The sequence below is a fragment of the Hymenobacter sp. 102 genome, assembly GCF_049949205.1.
Taxonomy (GTDB): domain Bacteria; phylum Bacteroidota; class Bacteroidia; order Cytophagales; family Hymenobacteraceae; genus Hymenobacter.
In genome coordinates this window covers 2,820,243-2,838,587 of the sequence record NZ_CP188172.1, presented here as the reverse complement: position 1 = coordinate 2,838,587, position 18,345 = coordinate 2,820,243, and the positions used below count along the sequence as shown (strand labels likewise).

The window sequence follows — 18,345 nt, the reverse complement described above, 5'->3', positions numbered from 1 at the left end:
AGACTGCAAAGGGCAGTCCGGTAGACACTTTTGCCTAATTGAACAAAATAATATGATTATTCTCGGATTAAATTTTACTTTTTAGTAAAAAATATAGTATTTGGCATTTGTTACTACTTTCAACGCTGCATTTTAGTTACTGACTATGAAGGTCTCCACTTCAGAGCCATTTCAGATTGTATATTCTTTACTCGAACACGAGTATCTAGGCTATTTATTTGAGTCTTATGTGGTGCAACGCAATCAGCGGGGCCAGCTCACGCTGCAGCACCAAACGGTATCGGCCAAGAATGCGCCGGAGTTTGCGGACGGCCTGAACGAATCGGATTTTGAGCTGATTGCCCTCACCGACCAGATTCAGCAGGATGCTGTTATCAAAGAGTTCTGGTCGAAGAAGACAACCCCGGCCGACTTCTTCCTGAAGATATACGATCCTGAGAAGGGTGACAAGGGGCTGCAGGATGCCATTTGTCGCTACGTGCAGGAGCGGATGGGGCAAATTTTGAGCTTGCTGAAGGATAAATGCGTCTTTATTACCGGTAAGGATGGGGAGCCAACCTGGCGCGAAATTCAGGTGGCCGCCGAGCCGGCGTCGGTGCTGTTCCATTTCCGGCGCAATGAGGAAAGCACGCATTACTTCCCCACCATTCAGTACCAGGGGCAAAAGCTGGATTTTCAATACAAAAACGCCGTAATCGTGTGCGAGCAGCCGGCCTGGCTGCTGCTGGGCGACACGCTGCACAACTTCCACAACGACGTGGACGGCAAGAAAATCAAGCCGTTCCTGAACAAGAAGTTCATTGTGATTCCCCGGCAGGTGGAGGATAGCTACTTCCAGCGGTTTGTGGCCCCGCTGGTGGAGTCGTTCGATGTGCACGCCCGGGGGTTTGATATCCGCTCGGAGCGATACGTGGCCCGGCCTCAGCTTACCTTCACGGATGCGCCCCACACCACGGTGGTAACCGCCCCGCCCGCCCGCACTGCCGTGGCCCGGCGTGGGGCCGGCAGCCCGACTAGCGGCGTAGCCGTGGCCACCGTGGAGGCTCCCTCCGACCACATTCACTTCGATTTGAGCTTCCGCTACGGCGACCATACCGTGCACACGGCCCACGACAAGCGGGTGTGCGTGAAGCTGGAAAAAAAGGAGGACAACTACATCTTCCACCGCCTCATCCGCAACCTCGACCGGGAGCAGGAAATCATTGCCGAGCTGGCCGACCGCGCCCTAGAAGTGCGCAACGGCCGGGCCGTGCTGGAGAAGGCCACGGCCTTCCGCTGGCTTCATCACCACGCCGATGAGCTGGTGCGCCTGGGCTTCACGGTGCAGCAGGGCAGCAGCTCGGGCAAAGACTACTTTATTGGGGCGGTAACGGTGCAGGTGGGCATCACGGAAACCAACGACTGGTTTGATGTGCACGGCACAGTGCGCTTCGGGGAGTTTGAGATTCCCTTCATCAAGCTGCGACCCTACATTCTCAACAAGCGCCACGAATTCCGGCTGCCCAACGGGCAGATTGCCATTATTCCGGAGGAGTGGTTTTCCCAGTACCTAGAGCTGTTTGCCTTCTCGGAGGAAAACAACCACTCGCTTACGCTGCGCAAGCATCATTTGGCGTTGGTTTCAGACCTGCAAAACGGCAACCTGGCCACGGTGGTGATGTCGCGGAAGCTGGAAAAGCTGCGCGAGTTTGAAACCGTGGAGGACCGCCCGTTGCCGGCCTCGTTCCGGGGCGAGTTGCGGCCCTACCAGAAGGCCGGCTACAACTGGCTGCATTTCGTACAGGACTACCAGTTTGGGGGCTGCCTGGCCGATGACATGGGGCTTGGCAAGGCGCAGCCGCTGCACGCTCGCATCCTGACGCCTACGGGTTGGAAACGGATGGGCGACATGCGGGTGGGCGACGAACTGATCAACTCTCAGGGTGGCCGCTCCCGGGTAACCGGCGTGTTCCCCCAGGGCGAAAAGGAAATCTTCCGGGTGACTTTCACGGATGGCTCCAGTACCGAGTGCTGCGCCGAGCACCTGTGGGCCGTGCAGAGCCCGGTGCAGAAATACAGGGGCCAGCCCTACCAAGTGCGGGAGCTGCAAACCATGGCCGCCGACCTACACGACAAGCATGGCAATACCAAGTGGTTTATCCCGCTGGTGCAGGCCGTACAGTTTGCGTCCCGGCCCGTTGCCCTGGACCCCTACCTGCTGGGGCTGCTGCTCGGCGACGGGTGCTTCCGCCGCAACAGCGTAGACCAAACCACAGCCGACACCGAAATAGTAAACTACGCTGCCGCCGCGCTGCCCACCGGCCTGCGCCTGCAGCCCGTAACGCCAACTGGGTACGACTACAACCTGGTGAAAGCCAGCGGCTGGACCAACGCCCTAATGCAGCACATAAAGGCGCTGGGGCTGAAAGACAAGAAGTCGGCTGATAAATTCATCCCGGAAAGCTACCTGTTCAATGATGTGGCTACCCGCGTGGCGCTGTTGCAGGGCCTGCTGGATGCCGATGGCTACGTATCGGCCAGTGGCGACGTATGCCAGTTTACCTCGGTTTCCGGGCAGCTGATTGAGGGCGTTACCAGCTTGGTGCAGTCGTTGGGCGGCACGGTGCGCCGCAGCAGTAAGCTGCCCACCTACGCCCACAAGGGCGAGCAGCGCACCGGGCAGCGCACCTATACGCTTACCCTGAGCCTGCCCCCGCACATCCGGCCTTTCCGTCTCACGCGCAAAGCGGTGCTGTATCGGCCCAAAACTAAATACCAGCCCTACCGGGGCATCAAGGCGGTGGAAAGCGTGGGGGTGCTGCCGGCCCAGTGCATCAGCGTGGATGCGCCTGACCGGCTGTACGTGACGGACGACTTCATCCTGACCCATAATACCATCCAGACGCTGGCGCTGCTCCTGCAACGCAAGGAAAGTGGCGCGGCCAAAGGCGCGGCTTCGTTGCTGGTAATGCCTACCTCGCTGGTGTATAACTGGATGACGGAGGCCTTTAAGTTTACGCCCGCGCTGCGCCTGCTCATTTACACGGGCACGTACCGGGACAAGAACGTGGAGCAGTTTGCCGATTATGACGTGGTGCTGACCAGCTACGGCATTGTGCGCCTGGATACGGAGCTGCTGAAAACCTACAAGTTCGATTACGTGATTCTGGACGAGTCGCAGGCCATCAAAAACCCCGGCTCCACTACCTCCCAGGCTGTGCGCGGGCTGCACTCCCGCCACCGGCTGATTCTGACGGGCACGCCGGTGGAGAACAGCACGATGGACCTTTGGTCGCAGATGTCGTTCATCAACCCCGGACTGCTGGGCTCGCAGGCGTTCTTCCGCAAGGAATTTCTCAAACCCATTGAGAAGGGCAAGGACGAGGGCAAAACGCGCCGTCTGCACGCGCTTATCAAGCCGTTTATTCTGCGGCGGCACAAGGCGCAAGTAGCCAAGGAGCTGCCCGAGAAGATTGAGAACCTGAGCTACTGCCCCATGACGGAGGAGCAGCAGCAGTGCTACGAGGAAACCAAGAGCTTCTACCGCAACCAGATTCTGCAGAGCCTGGAGGAGCACGGCACGGCCAGCACCCAGTTTATGCTGCTGCAGGGCCTCACCAAGCTCCGCCAGATTGCCAACCACCCGCGCATGGCCCACGAGGACTACGAGCACGAGTCGGGCAAGCTGCGGGAAGTGGTGCGCATGATCAAGAGCGTAGTATCGGAGGGGCACAAGGTGTTGGTGTTTAGTCAGTTTGTGAAGCACCTGGACATTGTGCGGGCGGCCCTGGATGAGCGGCAGATTGCCTACGCCTACCTCGATGGCAACACCCGGGACCGGCATAAGGAAGTGGAGCGGTTCCAGCAGACCGATGAGCTGCGGGTGTTCCTCATCAGCCTGAAAGCGGGCGGCGTGGGCCTCAACCTCACCGCCGCCGACTACGTGTTCATCCTCGACCCGTGGTGGAACCCAGCCGTGGAAGCCCAGGCCGTGGACCGGGCCCACCGCATCGGGCAGCAGCGCACGGTGTTCACTTACAAGTTCATCACCCAGAACACAGTGGAGGAGAAAATCCTGGCCCTGCAGAACAAGAAAATCCAGCTCGTTACCGACCTCATCACCACCGACGAAGCTATTATCAAGAGCCTCACCCGCGAGGATATTGAGGAACTGCTGGGGTAGTATTGACGCAGGTTGACAACGCTGAACTATTGAATATTAAGATCATTCATCCCCTGGCTTCTGGCAAGCTTCGACTACTCAACCTTGATGCGGACGAGCACGGCAACTTTATTGCCTTACTGAGCAATTGGGAAGTCTGGACCAACCAGTGGCAACTACCGTTGCATCAGCAGTTTCGATTTCCGCTAATCAGAAAAATTGACGATACCCGGTTCCTGGTAATAGAATCCCGGCGTAGCCAACAAGACAACGGTCATGTTTTTGGAGTCGACGGTAATAAAATGCTGACGTTCGATGCAGGAGATGCAGTTGAAGATGTTCTGGTGCAGGACGGAAAGATTGTTATTTCTTATTTTGACGAAGGCTTCGGGAGCAGTAAACCAAGTAGTGACGGATTGGCCGTGTTCAACTTTGATGGGCAGCAGCTTTGGGGATTCAACTCAAGCAACCCAGCTCATTTTATACTGGACTGCTACTGCATGTGCAAACTGGGTAAAGACAGTATTCTGTTCTATCCCTACACTGATTTTCCCTTGGTGGAGCTACGTCTTACTGACTACCAGATTATACACCAAGAAGCCCCGGATGGCTTTTGTGGTAGCCACGCGCTAACCACCACGCGTGGCAACGTTATTTTCTATGGTTCCTACGAGGACACGTGTTTCTTCTGGTGGAACAGGAAGGATAAGGTCAAGCGTTTCGGTAATTTCTCTTCAGCCGGACTACGAGGAATCGGCAACGGAAAATTCCTGACTTTCGATGACCATAGCTTTACGATAGTAGATGCCATGGCAGTGATGAGTGAGAAATAGTCGTCTGGGCATATTTAAAAGGAAACAAAGGTTAGCTAAATAAGCAGTATGGGCTTGTTCGACGCGCCAAAACCTGTTCGGGTAGAAATAAAGGGCCACACGCTCCGGTGTAGTATCTGTGGGCACCAGGGCTTCCACCGCAACGAGGTGAAGCTGGAACGCGCCGGGCTGTTCACTTCCGACTGGTCCGACCCGCACGCCATCTGCTACGAGTGCGACAACTGCGGCTTCCTGCACTGGTTTATGCCGAAGTAAGCGCGGTCAGCCTTTGCTTCACGTTTGCCGGAACGAGGCTCAGTATGGTACATGCTGGTCGTCAGGTGCAAAGCAAAGGCTACGTACTACGGCTCTGGCGTAGCCTCCGACGGCTGCGGATAGGTTTCAATTTTCAGATAGTAGATCAGACAGTATGCGAACAGCTATACGGAGCGTGCAAATAGGTGTGGGGATGAGTGTTGGGTTGATAACGTCGTTGGCGTACGGGCAGCAGACACTCCCGCCGGCGCGGCTGGGGCTGCAGGTGCATTACGGGGGCAGTGCTAATTTTTTCGCAGCTTCTTTCCGGGATACGCCCTCCGAACTGCAGCACGTGCGGCTGCTGGGCACGGCGGGTGGGGCTGAGGTATCGTACCGGGTGGGCCGCACCGGGGCCGTGGCGCTGGGCTACACCCGCACCGTCAACTCCGACTACAAGCAGATTCCGTATGAAACCGCCTGGGGCAGTACGCCCACCGTGGATGTGCGGCTGCGCTACGTGAACAACGCCTTCCAGGCCGTGTATGAGCGGGAAGTAGCCCGCAACCTGCGCGTGCACGCCGGCTTACTGTACATGACCACGGCTTCGCAGACGGCCTCTTACCAAGGGTACACTGCGTATGGTGCCCCGGTTTTTGCCCTCAACGAAACCAGTATGCGCAACAGCTACCCCGAAGAAGCGGGCGTGGTGGCCGGTCTGGAATATTCCCGGCCCATTGACACGCACTTCCGGTTGGGCCTGAAGGCGCGGGGTTACTATCTGGCATCCGTTGCCACCTTCGAGATGCTCACGCCCACGCCCACGCCCACGTACAGCTGGTAGGCCAAGCCGCCGGCTCCGGCCGAAAACCCTGGGCCGCCAGCCGGAGTTAAACCGGCATGCACCTCTACCTCCGCACGCACGTAGCCGCCCCGCCTGCCCAGGTGTGGCAGGGCTTTACTCGGGAGCTGTTTCTGGCCCTGGCCCCGCCGTTTCCGCCTTTTCGGCTGCTGCGCTTCGATGGCTGCCACCGTGGCGACGAGGTGCACATTGAGCTGGGCGCCGGCCTGCTGCGTTACCGCTGGACGTCGCTTATCACCGACCACGGCGTAACGCCCGATGGCACGTACTACTTCGTGGATGAGGGCCGGCAGCTGCCGCCGCCCCTGCGCCACTGGCAGCACCGCCACCTGATGCAGCCCGCCCCCGATGGCGGCACCTACATTGTGGAGGACCTGGAATATACGGCCGGTAACACGGTGCTGGATCGGCTGCTGTGGCCGGCCATGTGGGCGCAGTTTGCCTGGCGGCGGCCCATTTACCGGCGTTGGTTTGAGCGGCCCGGTAAGCCGTTGCCGCGTAAAAACGATACTACTGGCAGCGTAGTAGCCCCAACTGCCGTATAGGGCTCGTCGGGCCGCGTACCTTGCGGCTGCTACTGGTTCTGCCCATGCCTGCTTCTACTGTTCCTGCCCGCCGTGCGCGGTTTTTTTTCGGTGTCCCGCTGCTGCTGCTAGTGCTGCTGGCGGCCGGCTGCCGCAGCTCGCAATCGGCCTACCAGTTCCGGCCCGCGCCGGCCGCGCAGCAGCCGATGACGGCAGAGGCGCGGCCGGTAATCACGCCGCCCGGGGCTTCTCCCCGGATTATTGCCACTGCTGAACCGGTGGCTGAGCGGCAACCCGCTATTCAGCAAAGAACAAAACCCAAACCGCGGCAGCTCCGGCAACAGCTGCGGCAGGCGGTAGCCCAAGTTGGGGCAGCGCAGGTGCCACGGCTGCGGGCGGGCAAATCGGCCGGGCAGGCGGCGCGTCGTGCGGCCGGGCCCCGGCACACCGCCGAGGTGGGCTTAGGCACTACGGTGCTGGGCGTGCTGGGGCTGGTGGTGTTACCCCTCAGTCTGATTGGCTTGCTGATTTGGGGCGGGCCGGTGTGGGCGGTGCTGGCCGGACTGGCGGCTTTGGCCGTGCTTATTGCCTACCTCGACCCGTTTGCGTAGCTGCGGCTCACAGGTTGAGTACCATTCGGATATCGGCGCGCTGGTAGGCGGTAGGCGCAAGCGGAGCCTCCACGAAGCCTAGCCGGCGGTACAGGGCCAGCGCAGTAGTCAACCGCCGGTTGGAGAGCAGCTCCAGGTGCTGAGCCCTGAGGGCGCGGGCCTGCGCAATGGCCGCTTCGCCCAGTAGCCGGCCAATGCCCAGCCCCTGCGCATGCGGCGACACCGCCATTTTGGCCAGCTCGTAGCTGGTGGCGGTTTCGTACAGCAGCGCACAGGCACCCACGGGCTCATCCCCGAATAGCGCCATAAAAATGTGCCCTCCGGGGTCGAGAATATGCTGCTGAGGCGCGCGCAACTGCCGGTGGTCCGTCTCCTCCAGCTGAAAATAGTGCGTAATCCACTCCTCATTGAGGGCCTGGAAAGCGGGCTGATGCTCGGGCCGGTAGGCCACTATGTGGGCGGTGGTAGCGGAAGGCATGGGGGCAGCAGAAAGGTGGAGGCCGCAAAGATATTAGCCGATACCCGGTTGTCCGGGGCCGGCGCGGTGTGATGGTGAGCCGGGCGCCCTTGCGGCCCGACTGATTGGGTTACCTTTGTAGTCCACTTCACCAGCCATTTGCCATGTCCCTTGCCGTCATCACCCTCAAACCCGGAAAAGACCAGTCCCTGCGCCGTCGGCACCCGTGGGTATTTTCGGGGGCCATTGGCCGCATGCAGGGGGAGGTGGTAGAGGGCGAAGTGGTACAGGTGCAGGCCGCCAACGGCGAAGTGCTGGGCGTGGGCCACTACGCCCCCGGCTCCATTGCCGTGCGCATGCTCGATTTCGGACCCGCCGCCCAACTGCCCGACGCGGCATTCTGGGAAGGCCGCCTGCGCAATGCTTTTCAGTTGCGCCAGGGGTTGGGCCTCACGGGTACCGGCAACACCAACGTGTACCGCCTCACCCACGCTGAGGGCGACGGACTGCCCGGCCTAATCATTGATGTGTACGGCGACACGGCCGTGGTGCAGGCGCACAGCGCCGGTATGTACAAGGCCCGCCCGCTCATTGCCGAAGCCCTGCAGCAGGTGATTCCCGGCCTGCGCGCCATCTACGACAAAAGTGCCGAAACCGTGCCGGCCAAGGCCGCCCCGGGGGCCCAGAACGGCTACCTGTTCGGGAGCAGCAGCGGACAGGAGCACGTGGTGCACGAAAACGGCCACCCTTTCGCCGTGGACTGGGAAACGGGCCAGAAAACCGGCTTCTTCATCGACCAGCGCGACAACCGCAGCCTGCTGGCCCGCTACGCGCCCGGCCGCCGGGTGCTCAACACGTTCTGCTACACCGGCGGCTTCAGCTCCTACGCCCTGCAGGCCGGGGCCGAGCTGGTACATTCCGTGGATAGCTCGAAGCGCGCCATTGAGCTCACGGAGCGCAACGCCGCCCTCACCGGGCTGGAAAGCAAGCACGCCGCCTATGCCGAGGACGTGTTCAGCTTCATGAAAAACAGCCAGGAAACCTACGACCTGATTGTGCTGGACCCTCCCGCGTTTGCCAAGCACCTCTCGGCCCGCCACAACGCCCTGATGGGCTACAAGCGCCTGAACGCGGCCGGTATCCGGCAGATTGCGCCCGGCGGATTGCTGTTCACCTTCAGCTGCTCGCAGGTGGTATCGGCTGAGTTGTTTGAAGGAGCCGTGCTGGCCGCCGCCATCGAGGCTGGCCGCCCGGCTCGCATCCTGCACCGCCTCACCCAGCCCGCCGACCACCCCGTAAGCCTGTTCCACCCCGAAGGCGAATACCTGAAGGGCCTGGTGCTGGCCGTGGAGTAACCCGAATTTCTACCATGCTGAAGCCCGGCTTTTCCACCAGGAGAAGCCGGGCTTTAGTGCGTTTCGGGAGTTGCATGAACTGTCGGGCCGGAACGTGGGCAAACCACTTATATTTCTGGTCGATGACGAACTACTGGAAATGGCTGGCTGGCTGCGGTGCCGGTTGGCTGCTGCTTGCAGGGTGCGAACAACGACCGGCGGCTCGCGCTGAGCTTGTCACCCGGGCACCCGCCGACACAGTGGCTGCGGCTGCTGGTAACGCCGCGCCGCATCCGGTAGTTCTGCCTGATACCACCGATGCCAGCCGAACCGGATATGCGCTGCTGCAGGTCGGCCACGACACCGTGTTTCGGGTGGGGCGGCAGCGGTACCGGCTGCTGCTGCGGGCCGATACCGATTCCACGAAGCCGCTGCTGGCCGTTACCACGGGGGCCGTGGGCAGTTTCTTCGCCGCCGATTCGGCCTCCTTTGCCCGCACCGGGCAGGTGCGCGGCTACGAAGGCTGGCACACTATCACGCTGCTCGACTCAGTGGGCCGGATGGTATTTCGGCAGCGGCTGCGCAAGGCCGATTTTTTCGGCGTAGTCGACCCCGACGTGGTGACGGTGAGCCAGCCGCAGGCCCCGCGCCTGCTGGGTGTACACGGCCCCAGCCAGCGGCTGGCCCTGGCGGTGGAAATCGGTATTCCGTACAGTGATGTTGCGCAGCGCGTGGTGGTGCTGCTGCGGCTGGATGGGTCCGGACGGCAGCTGTTCAATAGCTACCGCTCCAACTGGGGCGCGGCCGACTGTGTGCCCCGGCTGCTGACCGATGGTACGCTGCTTACCTGCCAGGCCCTGGTACCGCCCAGCGGCCCGCCGGTGTCGCTGCAAAAGTCCCGCGCCGAATTGGTGGCCGCTTTTCCGCTCACCGATACCACCTTATTTACAGCCTACCGCTACGGCTACTACCGGCCCGCGCCGCCCGCCGCTGCCAGCCCCGCCACCGCGGAAAACCTGCCGATTGAAGGGGCGACCCCCAGCGCGGAGTTTCAGGAAGCGGACCAATGGGTGGAAGATGCCCGTCGCCGGCGCAGCCCCAATGCCTTTGTTATTACACCACGCGGGCGGGTACGGCAGCGGCTGCGCTACACCGGTACCGAGGGCACTATGGCCTACGAAGTGCCCCGCCGCTACGTGTGGCAGACGCACACCTACTACCTGCTGGATGGGCAGCGGGGCCTGCTGGCCATCGATAAGCGCCGGCCCGGTACGGCGGCCCTTTCGTTTCGGCAGATGGCGCGCTTTCGGCCGCCGCGCCGACCCGCCGAAATCCGGTTTGAACTGCGAGGCCTCAACGCCCGGTACGCCTTTTACCTCGAGCCCCAGCAACCGCGCCAGCTCCGGCTGGAGCAGCTGCCGGCCCCGGAGTAACCGGTGCGGCGGCTGTTCGGCCCGCAAACCCGAAACGGTTTTAGCTGAGGTCATTACTATTTCAGCCGCCTGCTAAAAGCCGAAAGCCGGCCCACCCCCCTAACTGGTGAACCGGCCCCGGTATAGTCTGCCCGGCGCTACCGCCAGACAGGATGCGACAATGCGCAAGTAAAGATGAGCGAGGAGCGGAACCCGGAAACCACAGCCAGGCTCCACTCTCACCCACGCCAGCGGCCTTGCGGCACCGGTGCTCTACTCGGGCTTGGTTTATTTCCCACCCCCTTACCTGAGTAGGAGCGCTGGCTTATTTGTATTGGTAGTAGCGCACGTAGTCTACCTGCATCTGCTGGGGAAAAGTGGTAGAAGCCACGGGGTTACCGTCGAAGTTGCCACCCACGGCCACGTTCAGAATTACGAAGAACGGGTTGTTGAAAGGAAAGGGGCTGGCGTCGCTGCCCGTAAACTGGTAATAAGGCTGCATTTCCCCATCCAGATAAAAACGAAGCAGATCTTTGCTGCGCACCACTGAGAAGGTGTGAAAGTCTTCAGACAAGTCAAAGGGTACAGGCTTAGTAATCCCTTTGTACTTGTGGTCGGCTGAGCTAGTGCCGAAGTGCATAGTGCTCAGGAATTCCCGCGGCTGGCTGCCGCGCAGCTCCATGATGTCAATTTCGCCGCACTTAGGCCAGTTATTCTGGTCGATGTCAGAGCCCAGCATCCAGATGGCGGGCCATACCCCTTTGCCTTTCGGCAGCTTGGCGCGCACATCAATACGTCCGTACTGGAAACTCTTCTTGCCTTTGGTAATCAGGCGAGCTGAGGTATAGGAGTTTGGCCCGGTCTGCTTGGCCTGAATCACGAGGTTGCCCCCGCTCATGTAGGTGTTGTCGTTGGCGTTGGTGTACGTCTGCAGCTCATTGTTGCCCCAGCCGCCGGCTCCCAGTTCGTAGGTCCATTTGGTCTGGTCGAGGGCTCCGGTGTTGAACTCATCACTCCACACCAGCTCCGTGTACTTGTCATAGTCACGGGCCTCCTCGTTTACGGCCGGCGTAGGAGGGGTGGGGGGCACCGGCTGCGGAACATTCTTGGTTTTAGTTTCAGTGCAGGCACTCAGGCTCAGCAGCAAGGCTATACCAGTAGTGAGCAGCATGGCGGGTCGGCGGGAAGTAGTCAGCATACGAAAAGCAACAGCAGAAAGACCCAGGAAGTGCCACAAACGCACTGCCCGGCACCGCCAAAGCCGGCCAGCGCGTTTGTGGCACTGGCCGGCCAGCTGTGGGCCAGGAAGCGTACAGCTTACTTGGCTACCATTTTGATGGTGAACACCGTGCCGCCGTTCTGGCCGCTGCCGGCGCGCAGCGTCATTTTGTTGTTATCAATGCTCAGAATGCGGTACACCCGCTCCGTGGGCGAGGCGTCGGTGGCAGCAATGAATGCCCCGGCCCGCGTAAGCGTGAACTGAGCCAGGCCGGTACCAGCGGCCGGGCCGAATACCATGGGCGAGGTACCCGACAACGGAGCCGCGCAGGTGTAGCCCGCTGCTGCCGAGAAGGTCTGGCCTTTGGCATCATAGGTAAACGTATCGTTCATGGAGAACGTGTACTCGTCGTCGGACTGGCAGGCGGGCAATTCACCGGCTTTAACCCCCGCGAAATACTCCAGCGGGTTGGCTTCGGTACCTACCGTAATGGGGGCGTCGGTTTTATTGTCCAGCATCCACGTTTTGGAGGTGCCACCCGTGAGCAGGCGCTTATAGGGAGCCGTGGCATCGAAGGGCATGAAGGTTACCGTAGTGCGGCTACCGTCGGGGTTGGTGCCCCGCAGACGCAGCTTGGTATCGGTGGCTTCCAGGATGTCATAGGTTTTGTTGGCTACCGAGTCGGGCAGGCCGATAAAGCCGCCTTTCCCCTGCAGCACAATCTGGCCCAGGCCGCCGGTGCCCGGCCGGAACACAAAGCCACCGCCCCGGTTCAGGGAAGTACCGCAGGTGTTGTTCCGGAAGGTCTGGCCACCGCTTTCGTAGTTTACAGTATAACTGTTGCTGAATGAAAACTGGTCGTCGAGCTGACAGTTGGGCAACGTGCCCGATGTGGAAAGTACCGCCCCCGTGGCCGACTCGCGCACGATGGCGCCCGGCTCAGTAGAGAAGGACCATACCCGCGTGCCGCTGCCGGCGCAGTTTACCAGCTTGCTGAACCCGGCGTTGGTGCACGGATCGGGAATTACCACGTTCTGCTTGTTGGAGATACCGGTACCACCGCGGCCGGCCGTAATCAGCTCCACTTGGTAAGTACCAGGCTGGGTGTACACGTGGGTAGTCGTGTTGCCGGAGGCGCGGGTGTTATCACCAAAGTTCCACTGGTACAGGAACCCATTCTGGCTGGTGCTGGTGAAGGTAACGGCCACCGGATATTGGGTGGTGTTCACCTGATAGGTGAAACTGGACTCGGGCACGGGGCCTTCCAGTTTAGCATTATCGTCTTCCTTTTCGCAGGAAGCAAGCAGCAGGGGTGCCATCAGCAAGCCCAAAGCCGCAAAGCGGGTAAAAAACTGCATGGATTGTGTGCGTGGGAATAAGGTGGGAAGTGGGCCACTGGCCCGGGCTGCTCTGGCTACCCTACTGGGCAACCCGGCTGCAGCCCGGACCAATGACCGGGCACTAGTGGGGTTAGTAGCCGGGGTTCTGGCGGAGGCCGGGGTTCACATCCAGCTCCGACTGCGGAATGGGCAGCACTACGTTGAAGGTTTTAATGCCTTTAGCCTTCAGCTGGGGCGAGGTGAGCAGCTCCCCGGTGCGCTTCATGTCAAACCACCGGTCCATTTCAAAGGCCAGTTCGTATTTCCGCTCCCGCCAGATGGCTTGCTTGTAGGCGTCGCCGCTCAGGCCGGACAGGTCCCGGGCGCTGGCCGTGTTGATAGGCAGGCCAAAGGCGCGGCGGCGCACTTTATTCAGGGCCTCGAAGCCTTCGGTGCTGGGGCCGGCGGCTTCGGCCAGGATCAGGTACACCTCGGCCAGGCGCATTACCGGAATGTTCAGCTCCGAGTCCCAGATGTTGGTGTTGGTTTTGCCCACAAACCACTTCTTGCAGCCGTAGCCGTTGGGTGAGCCGGGCAGGGAGTTGGGCTGCACGCGGCCATCGGGGTACACGTCGCCGGGCTTCCAGATGGTGGCGTCGCGGCGCAGGTCGCCGGCCTCGTAGCCCGCCACAAAGTCTGCTTCCGGAATGTTGAAGCCGTAGCCGCCCTGGGGTACGGCACCCTGGCCGCGGGGCCCGAAGAACTCGTTGCCGCTAAAGCCGGGACCATCCTGGGTCCACTGGTTACGGCCCGAGATGAACTGCGCCTCAAACAACGACTCCTTGCCGTTCTCGTTGGCTACCTTAAAGTTATCGGCGTAGTTGTCCCACATGGCTTTGCCGCTGCCGCTGATAACCTCCCGGGCGCGGGTAGCCGCATCGGCCAGCTTGTTTTCGGTGAGGTACACCTTGGCCAGCAGGCCCGTGGCGGCCCACTTGGTAGCCCGGCCGATGTCGTCGCCGCTGTAGGAGGTGGGCAGGTTCCCGATGGCGTCGGTCAGGTCCTTCTCAATCTGAGCATACACCTGCGCCACGGGCGTGCGCGGAATATTCACGTCGTTGAGCGTGGCGGGGGGCGTGGTCAGCAGCGGTACGTCGCCGTAGGCCCGCACCAGGTCAAAGTAATATTTGGCCCGCAGGAACTGGGCCTCGCCGATGCAGCGCTTCTGAATGGCCGCATCGATGCTCATGGCGGGCACCTTCTGCAGCACAATGTTGGCGCGGCCAATGCCCACGTAGCAGCTGCCCCAGAGGCGGTTGGCTACCGGGTTGGTAGTGGGAATGTTGTAGAAATCGAGCTGCTGGTACTCAATACCGTCGCCGCCGCCACCACCACCGGTAGTAGAGATGTCGGAGCCAATATCGCCTAGGCCCCAGAGGGCGGCGTTATACTGGCCGGCCGTAATCAGTTCGCCGTAAATGGCGTTAGTGGCCTGAATGGCGTCGTTGGCGGTGCGGTAAAAGTTGGCGTCCGTTACCTGGTCGTTGGGGCGCTCATAGAGAAAATCTTTGCCGCACCCAGTCAGCAGGCCCAGCGTGAGCAGGGTGGCGCTGGTATATTTCGTGATGGGGTTCATCGTAGAAGCTGTTAGGGAATTTTAGAAGGTTGGTTCGGGTGAGGAACTTCGCTGACTGTCAGAAAATTCCGCTTAGAAACCAATGTTGAGGCCGGCCAGGAATACCCGTGGCTGCGGGTACACGCCCAAATCAACGCCGCGCGAGCCAACTTCCGGGTCGTAGCCGCTGTACTTGGTCAGGGTTACCAGATTCTGGGCACTCACGTACACGCGCAGCTGCTTGGCGGCAATGCGGTCCTGCAGGAGTTTGGGCAGGGTGTAGCCCAGCGTGAGGGTCTTGATGCGCATGTAAGAGCCATCCTCCACAAAATAGGTGGACACGCGCAGGTTCTGGTTGGGGTCGGCATTGTCGCCGCCCACGGCCCGGGGCACGTCGTTGCTGGTGCCGGGGCCCGTCCAACGCTTCAGTACCCGGGTGCTGCCGCTGCTGTTGCCATACAGCGGGCTTTCCAGGATGTAGCGGTTCTGGTTGTAAATGTCGTTGCCCTGGGAGCCCTGCAGGAACACGTTCAGGTCGAAGCCCTTCCAGGTGAGGGTGTTGTTGATGCCGTAAATGAAATCGGGGTTGGGGTTGCCGATAAACGTGCGGTCATCGGCTGTAATGGCCCCGTCGCCGTTCAGGTCCTTGAAGCGGATGTCACCGGGGGCGGCCCCGTTCTGGGTGGCGTGGTTGCGGATGTCCTCCGGGGTCTGGAACAGACCATCGGCCACGAAACCGAAGAACGAGCCGAAGGGCTGGCCTTCATCGTAGCGGACGATGGTGCCGCTAAGCGCGCCCAGGCCGTTGTAGGGCTGCCCCACACCCAACGACTCCAGCTCGGTTTTGAAGGCCGACACGTTCAGGGTGGTCGTCCAGTTCAGGGCGCTGCCGCTGCCTTGCACGTTGCGGGAGGTGAAGGAGAAGTCGATGCCGCGGTTGTAGGCCGAAGCCGCGTTGCGGTTTACCGACTCATACGTGCCCGATACCAGCGACACCGGTACCGGCGCAATCAGGTTCGGGGAGTTGCGGTTGTAGAGGTCAATGGTGGCCTCGAAGCGGTTATCCAGGAAGCCCAGGTCGATGCCGATGTTGGTCTGGTTGTTGGTTTCCCAGCGCAGATCGGGGTTAGACTGGCGGGTAGGAGCCGCGCCGGTCTGCAGGGTGCCGTTGGGGCCGAAGGGGTAGCGGATGTTGGAGTTAATGGCGAAGAGGTAGGCGAAGCGGCCGGCGTTGTTGGGGTTACCCACCTTGCCGTAGCCCACGCGCAGCTTCAGGTTGCTCAGTACCCGGTTACCTTTCAGGAAATCCTCCTCCGAGATGCGCCAGCCGGCCGATATACCGGGGAAGAAGCCGAACTTGTCATCGTCCGGGAAGCTGCCCGAGCCGTCGTAGCGGGCAATGGCCTGGAACAGGTACTTACCGGCAAACTCGTAGTTCAGGCGGCCAAAGTAGCTGAGCAGGCGCGAGGGTACGGATATGGTGCCGGCGTTACCAATCTGGGTGTTGATGGGGCCCGAGTTGATGACGGGTAGGTCGTTGCGGGTGTAGCCGGTGCGGTAGGCCTCCACGTTGCTGTACTCGAACTGCTGCGCCGACTGGCCCAGCAGCACCGTTACCTGGTGCTTGTCGGCAAACAGCCGGTCGAAGGTGGCCGTGTTTTCAATCAGGTAGCTGGGCGCGTACGAAGACGTAGCCGTGGCCCCGGACGTTGCCTGGGTGTAGCGCGTGGAGTAGGTTTCGCCGTTTACCACCAGCTCCGGTACCCCGGGCCGGAAGGCGCGGAAATTGTCGAAGATAAAGTCGGCGCCCACGTTGGTGCGGAAGCGCAGGCCTTTTACCGGCTCCAGCTCGGCAAATACCGTGGTCAGGGCCCGGTTGCGGGTAAAGCGCTGCTGGGCAATGGTAGCCGAGGCCAGCGGGTTTTCCTCCACGAAGTTATCCTGCAGACCGCGGGGCTCATAGTAGTAGCCATCGGGGCGGTACACGGGCAAGATGGCGGGCATGCGCAGGGTCTGCTGCACGGTGCCGTATTCCCCGCTGTTGCTGGTAATCTGGCGGTCGGAGAGGTGGGTGAGCGAAATGCTGTTGCCCAGCTTCAGAATCTTGTTTACCTGCACGTCGCCGTTGGCCCGCAGCGTGAACCGCTCGAAATCGGAGCCCACGATGGTACCATCCTGCTGAAAGTAGCTGCCCGACACGGCGAAGCGGGCCTTGTCGGAGCCGCCCGTGGCCGAGAGGGAGTAGTTCTGGATGGCGGCGCGGCGGAATACCTGGTCCTGCCAGTCGGTGCCTTCGCCCAGAGCCTGGGGGTTGCGCAGGCGGTCCACCACAATGGGGGCGCCCCCGGCCAGGCGGTTTTCGTTGTTGATAACGGCGTACTCTTCAGCGTTCAGCAAATCCAGCTTGCGCCATACCTGCTGCACGCCCCGGTACACATCCAGGTTAATGCTGGAGGTGCCGGCCTTGCCGCGCTTGGTGGTGATGATGACAACCCCGTTGGCCGCCCGTACCCCGTAAATAGCCGTGGCCGAGGCGTCCTTCAGAATGTCAATGGTTTCAATGTCGTTGGGGCTGATGGCGTTCAGCTGGTTTTCGCCGCCCTCGGGCAGCGGGAAGCCGTCCACCACGTACAGCGGGTTGTTGTTGCCCGCCGAGGTAATCCCCCGTACCCGGATAGAAGTACCGGCTGCTCCACCCGGCGCACCGCCGTTAGAGGTTACCGTAACGCCCGCCGCCCGGCCCTGCAGGGCCTGGGTAGCATCGGCTACCGGCTGGGAGGCAATTTCCCGCGCCGATACCGACGATACGGCGCCCGTTACGCTGCCGCGCTCCTGGGTGCCGTAGCCCACTACCACTACCTCGCTCAGGGCGCGGGTATCTTCGGCCAGTGAGATGGTCAGGGTGCTGGTAGCGCCCGTAACGGGTACTTCGCGGCGGGTGAAGCCTACGTAGCTAATTACCAGCGTGGAGTTTTCCGGGGCATTCAGGCTGAAGCGGCCATCCGCGTCGGTGGTAGTGCCCAGGGTGGTACCCTTTACAATAATGGTAACACCCGGCAGCGGGTCGCCGTTCGTCTGGGTTATCCGGCCCGACACCGGTACGTCGGCCTGCGGGGTGGAAAGGTGCTTGGCAGCGTCCAGCGAGTTAGCCGGGGCAGCGGCCAGCACTGGTGCCGCCGTCAGCCCACAGGCCGCCAGCCACATTGCCCGGCGCAGCGCCTGCGTGTAGAAGTGTTGGTTCATGGATGTGTGGGAATTGAGGGAAGTAAAAGCAGGTAAAACTGAGGAAAAAACAGCGGCACCTTGGGGTGGTGCCGCCCCCTGAAAAATTGTTCCGGCACAGCGTGCCGACCCGAATGTGAGCGATGCGATGAGACGGAAAGTCGGTGCGGGCCTTTTGGGCTGATGCTGTGCGCTGTCAACGGCCGCTTCGGGCTGCTTTCCGTTGAATAAAGTGAGAAGCGGACTCTCAAATATATCCGACCTTGTTCAGGAAAAGCAATAGCAAAACTGCCTGTATGATCTCTAAATGAGGTTTTTGAGCTTACTGCACAATTTGGCTATACACTTACCACACACGTACTCAATAGCAGTTAGGGCCCTTGCGGAGCCCTACGGCCCTTCGGGAAAGGAAGGGGCAGCACGTAAAAAACAATCAAAAAAGTAGCCTCTTCAGGATATTTTTTTGTGCTTATGCCCCGGAAAAAGTGTGTGCTTACCTACTGGTATGACGCGCTTGGTGCTGAACCGCCAGACAGTCATGAGGGTGCCCGTAAAAAGCCAA

At 60.9% G+C, this 18,345-nt stretch carries 13 protein-coding genes; 8 read left to right on the top strand and 5 right to left on the bottom strand.

What is annotated here, in order from left to right; genetic code table 11:
• The first annotated feature begins 229 nt into the window (after positions 1-229).
• From ACN19L_RS12150 to ACN19L_RS12125, 6 genes are all read left to right on the top strand, one after another.
• Complete coding sequence (locus tag ACN19L_RS12150) at positions 230-4,162, top strand: SNF2-related protein (RefSeq protein WP_426489770.1); 3,933 nt, start codon at positions 230-232, stop codon at positions 4,160-4,162.
• Between the two features lie 2 nt (positions 4,163-4,164).
• A complete protein-coding gene (locus ACN19L_RS12145) occupies positions 4,165-4,974 on the top strand; it encodes a hypothetical protein (protein ID WP_426489769.1) in 810 nt (269 codons plus the stop codon).
• Positions 4,975-5,022: 48 nt separating this feature from the next.
• Positions 5,023-5,229 (top strand): hypothetical protein, encoded by a 207-nt coding sequence (locus tag ACN19L_RS12140; RefSeq protein WP_426489768.1) that lies wholly within the window; start codon positions 5,023-5,025, stop codon positions 5,227-5,229.
• Positions 5,230-5,422: 193 nt separating this feature from the next.
• Positions 5,423-6,052 (top strand): hypothetical protein, encoded by a 630-nt coding sequence (locus ACN19L_RS12135; RefSeq protein WP_426489767.1) that lies wholly within the window; start codon positions 5,423-5,425, stop codon positions 6,050-6,052.
• A gap of 56 nt (positions 6,053-6,108) precedes the next feature.
• On the top strand, positions 6,109-6,615 hold the full coding sequence (locus tag ACN19L_RS12130) for an SRPBCC family protein (RefSeq protein ID WP_426489766.1): 507 nt from the start codon (positions 6,109-6,111) through the stop codon (positions 6,613-6,615).
• Positions 6,616-6,659: 44 nt separating this feature from the next.
• Positions 6,660-7,205, top strand: a complete 546-nt coding sequence (locus tag ACN19L_RS12125; protein WP_426489765.1) for a hypothetical protein — start codon at positions 6,660-6,662, stop codon at positions 7,203-7,205.
• A gap of 7 nt (positions 7,206-7,212) precedes the next feature.
• Here the strand turns inward: ACN19L_RS12125 and ACN19L_RS12120 are convergent, their stop codons facing one another.
• Positions 7,213-7,683 carry a GNAT family N-acetyltransferase gene (locus ACN19L_RS12120; RefSeq protein ID WP_426489764.1) on the bottom strand — a complete coding sequence of 157 codons (471 nt, stop codon included), beginning with the start codon at positions 7,681-7,683 and terminating at the stop codon, positions 7,213-7,215.
• 143 nt (positions 7,684-7,826) lie between these two features.
• Here ACN19L_RS12120 and ACN19L_RS12115 point away from each other — a divergent pair, with 143 nt between their 5' ends.
• Complete coding sequence (locus tag ACN19L_RS12115; RefSeq protein ID WP_426489763.1) at positions 7,827-9,017, top strand: class I SAM-dependent rRNA methyltransferase; 1,191 nt, start codon at positions 7,827-7,829, stop codon at positions 9,015-9,017.
• 239 nt (positions 9,018-9,256) lie between these two features.
• Positions 9,257-10,429, top strand: a complete 1,173-nt coding sequence (locus ACN19L_RS12110; RefSeq protein ID WP_426489762.1) for a hypothetical protein — start codon at positions 9,257-9,259, stop codon at positions 10,427-10,429.
• 304 nt (positions 10,430-10,733) lie between these two features.
• Here the strand turns inward: ACN19L_RS12110 and ACN19L_RS12105 are convergent, their stop codons facing one another.
• From ACN19L_RS12105 to ACN19L_RS12090, 4 genes are all read right to left on the bottom strand, one after another.
• Positions 10,734-11,606: a glycoside hydrolase family 16 protein gene (locus ACN19L_RS12105; RefSeq protein WP_426489761.1), complete on the bottom strand. Its 873-nt coding sequence runs from the start codon at positions 11,604-11,606 to the stop codon at positions 10,734-10,736.
• 119 nt (positions 11,607-11,725) lie between these two features.
• Positions 11,726-12,985 (bottom strand): PKD domain-containing protein, encoded by a 1,260-nt coding sequence (locus tag ACN19L_RS12100; protein WP_426489760.1) that lies wholly within the window; start codon positions 12,983-12,985, stop codon positions 11,726-11,728.
• A gap of 112 nt (positions 12,986-13,097) precedes the next feature.
• A complete protein-coding gene (locus ACN19L_RS12095; protein WP_426489759.1) occupies positions 13,098-14,582 on the bottom strand; it encodes a RagB/SusD family nutrient uptake outer membrane protein in 1,485 nt (494 codons plus the stop codon).
• A 72-nt stretch (positions 14,583-14,654) separates the two neighbouring features.
• Positions 14,655-17,804: a SusC/RagA family TonB-linked outer membrane protein gene (locus ACN19L_RS12090; protein ID WP_426489758.1), complete on the bottom strand. Its 3,150-nt coding sequence runs from the start codon at positions 17,802-17,804 to the stop codon at positions 14,655-14,657.
• Between the last annotated feature and the right edge of the window lie 541 nt (positions 17,805-18,345).

Bases quoted from the DNA above. Each gene is read 5' to 3' on its own strand.
- ACN19L_RS12140 (WP_426489768.1), top strand. From the start codon at position 5,023: ATGGGCTTGTTCGACGCGCCAAAACCTGTTCGGGTAGAAATAAAGGGC.
- ACN19L_RS12135 (WP_426489767.1), top strand. From the start codon at position 5,423: ATGAGTGTTGGGTTGATAACGTCGTTGGCGTACGGGCAGCAGACACTC.
- ACN19L_RS12130 (WP_426489766.1), top strand. From the start codon at position 6,109: ATGCACCTCTACCTCCGCACGCACGTAGCCGCCCCGCCTGCCCAGGTG.
- ACN19L_RS12125 (WP_426489765.1), top strand. From the start codon at position 6,660: ATGCCTGCTTCTACTGTTCCTGCCCGCCGTGCGCGGTTTTTTTTCGGT.
- ACN19L_RS12120 (WP_426489764.1), bottom strand. From the start codon at position 7,683: ATGCCTTCCGCTACCACCGCCCACATAGTGGCCTACCGGCCCGAGCAT.
- ACN19L_RS12115 (WP_426489763.1), top strand. From the start codon at position 7,827: ATGTCCCTTGCCGTCATCACCCTCAAACCCGGAAAAGACCAGTCCCTG.
- ACN19L_RS12105 (WP_426489761.1), bottom strand. From the start codon at position 11,606: ATGCTGACTACTTCCCGCCGACCCGCCATGCTGCTCACTACTGGTATA.
- ACN19L_RS12100 (WP_426489760.1), bottom strand. From the start codon at position 12,985: ATGCAGTTTTTTACCCGCTTTGCGGCTTTGGGCTTGCTGATGGCACCC.
- ACN19L_RS12095 (WP_426489759.1), bottom strand. From the start codon at position 14,582: ATGAACCCCATCACGAAATATACCAGCGCCACCCTGCTCACGCTGGGC.
- ACN19L_RS12090 (WP_426489758.1), bottom strand. From the start codon at position 17,804: ATGAACCAACACTTCTACACGCAGGCGCTGCGCCGGGCAATGTGGCTG.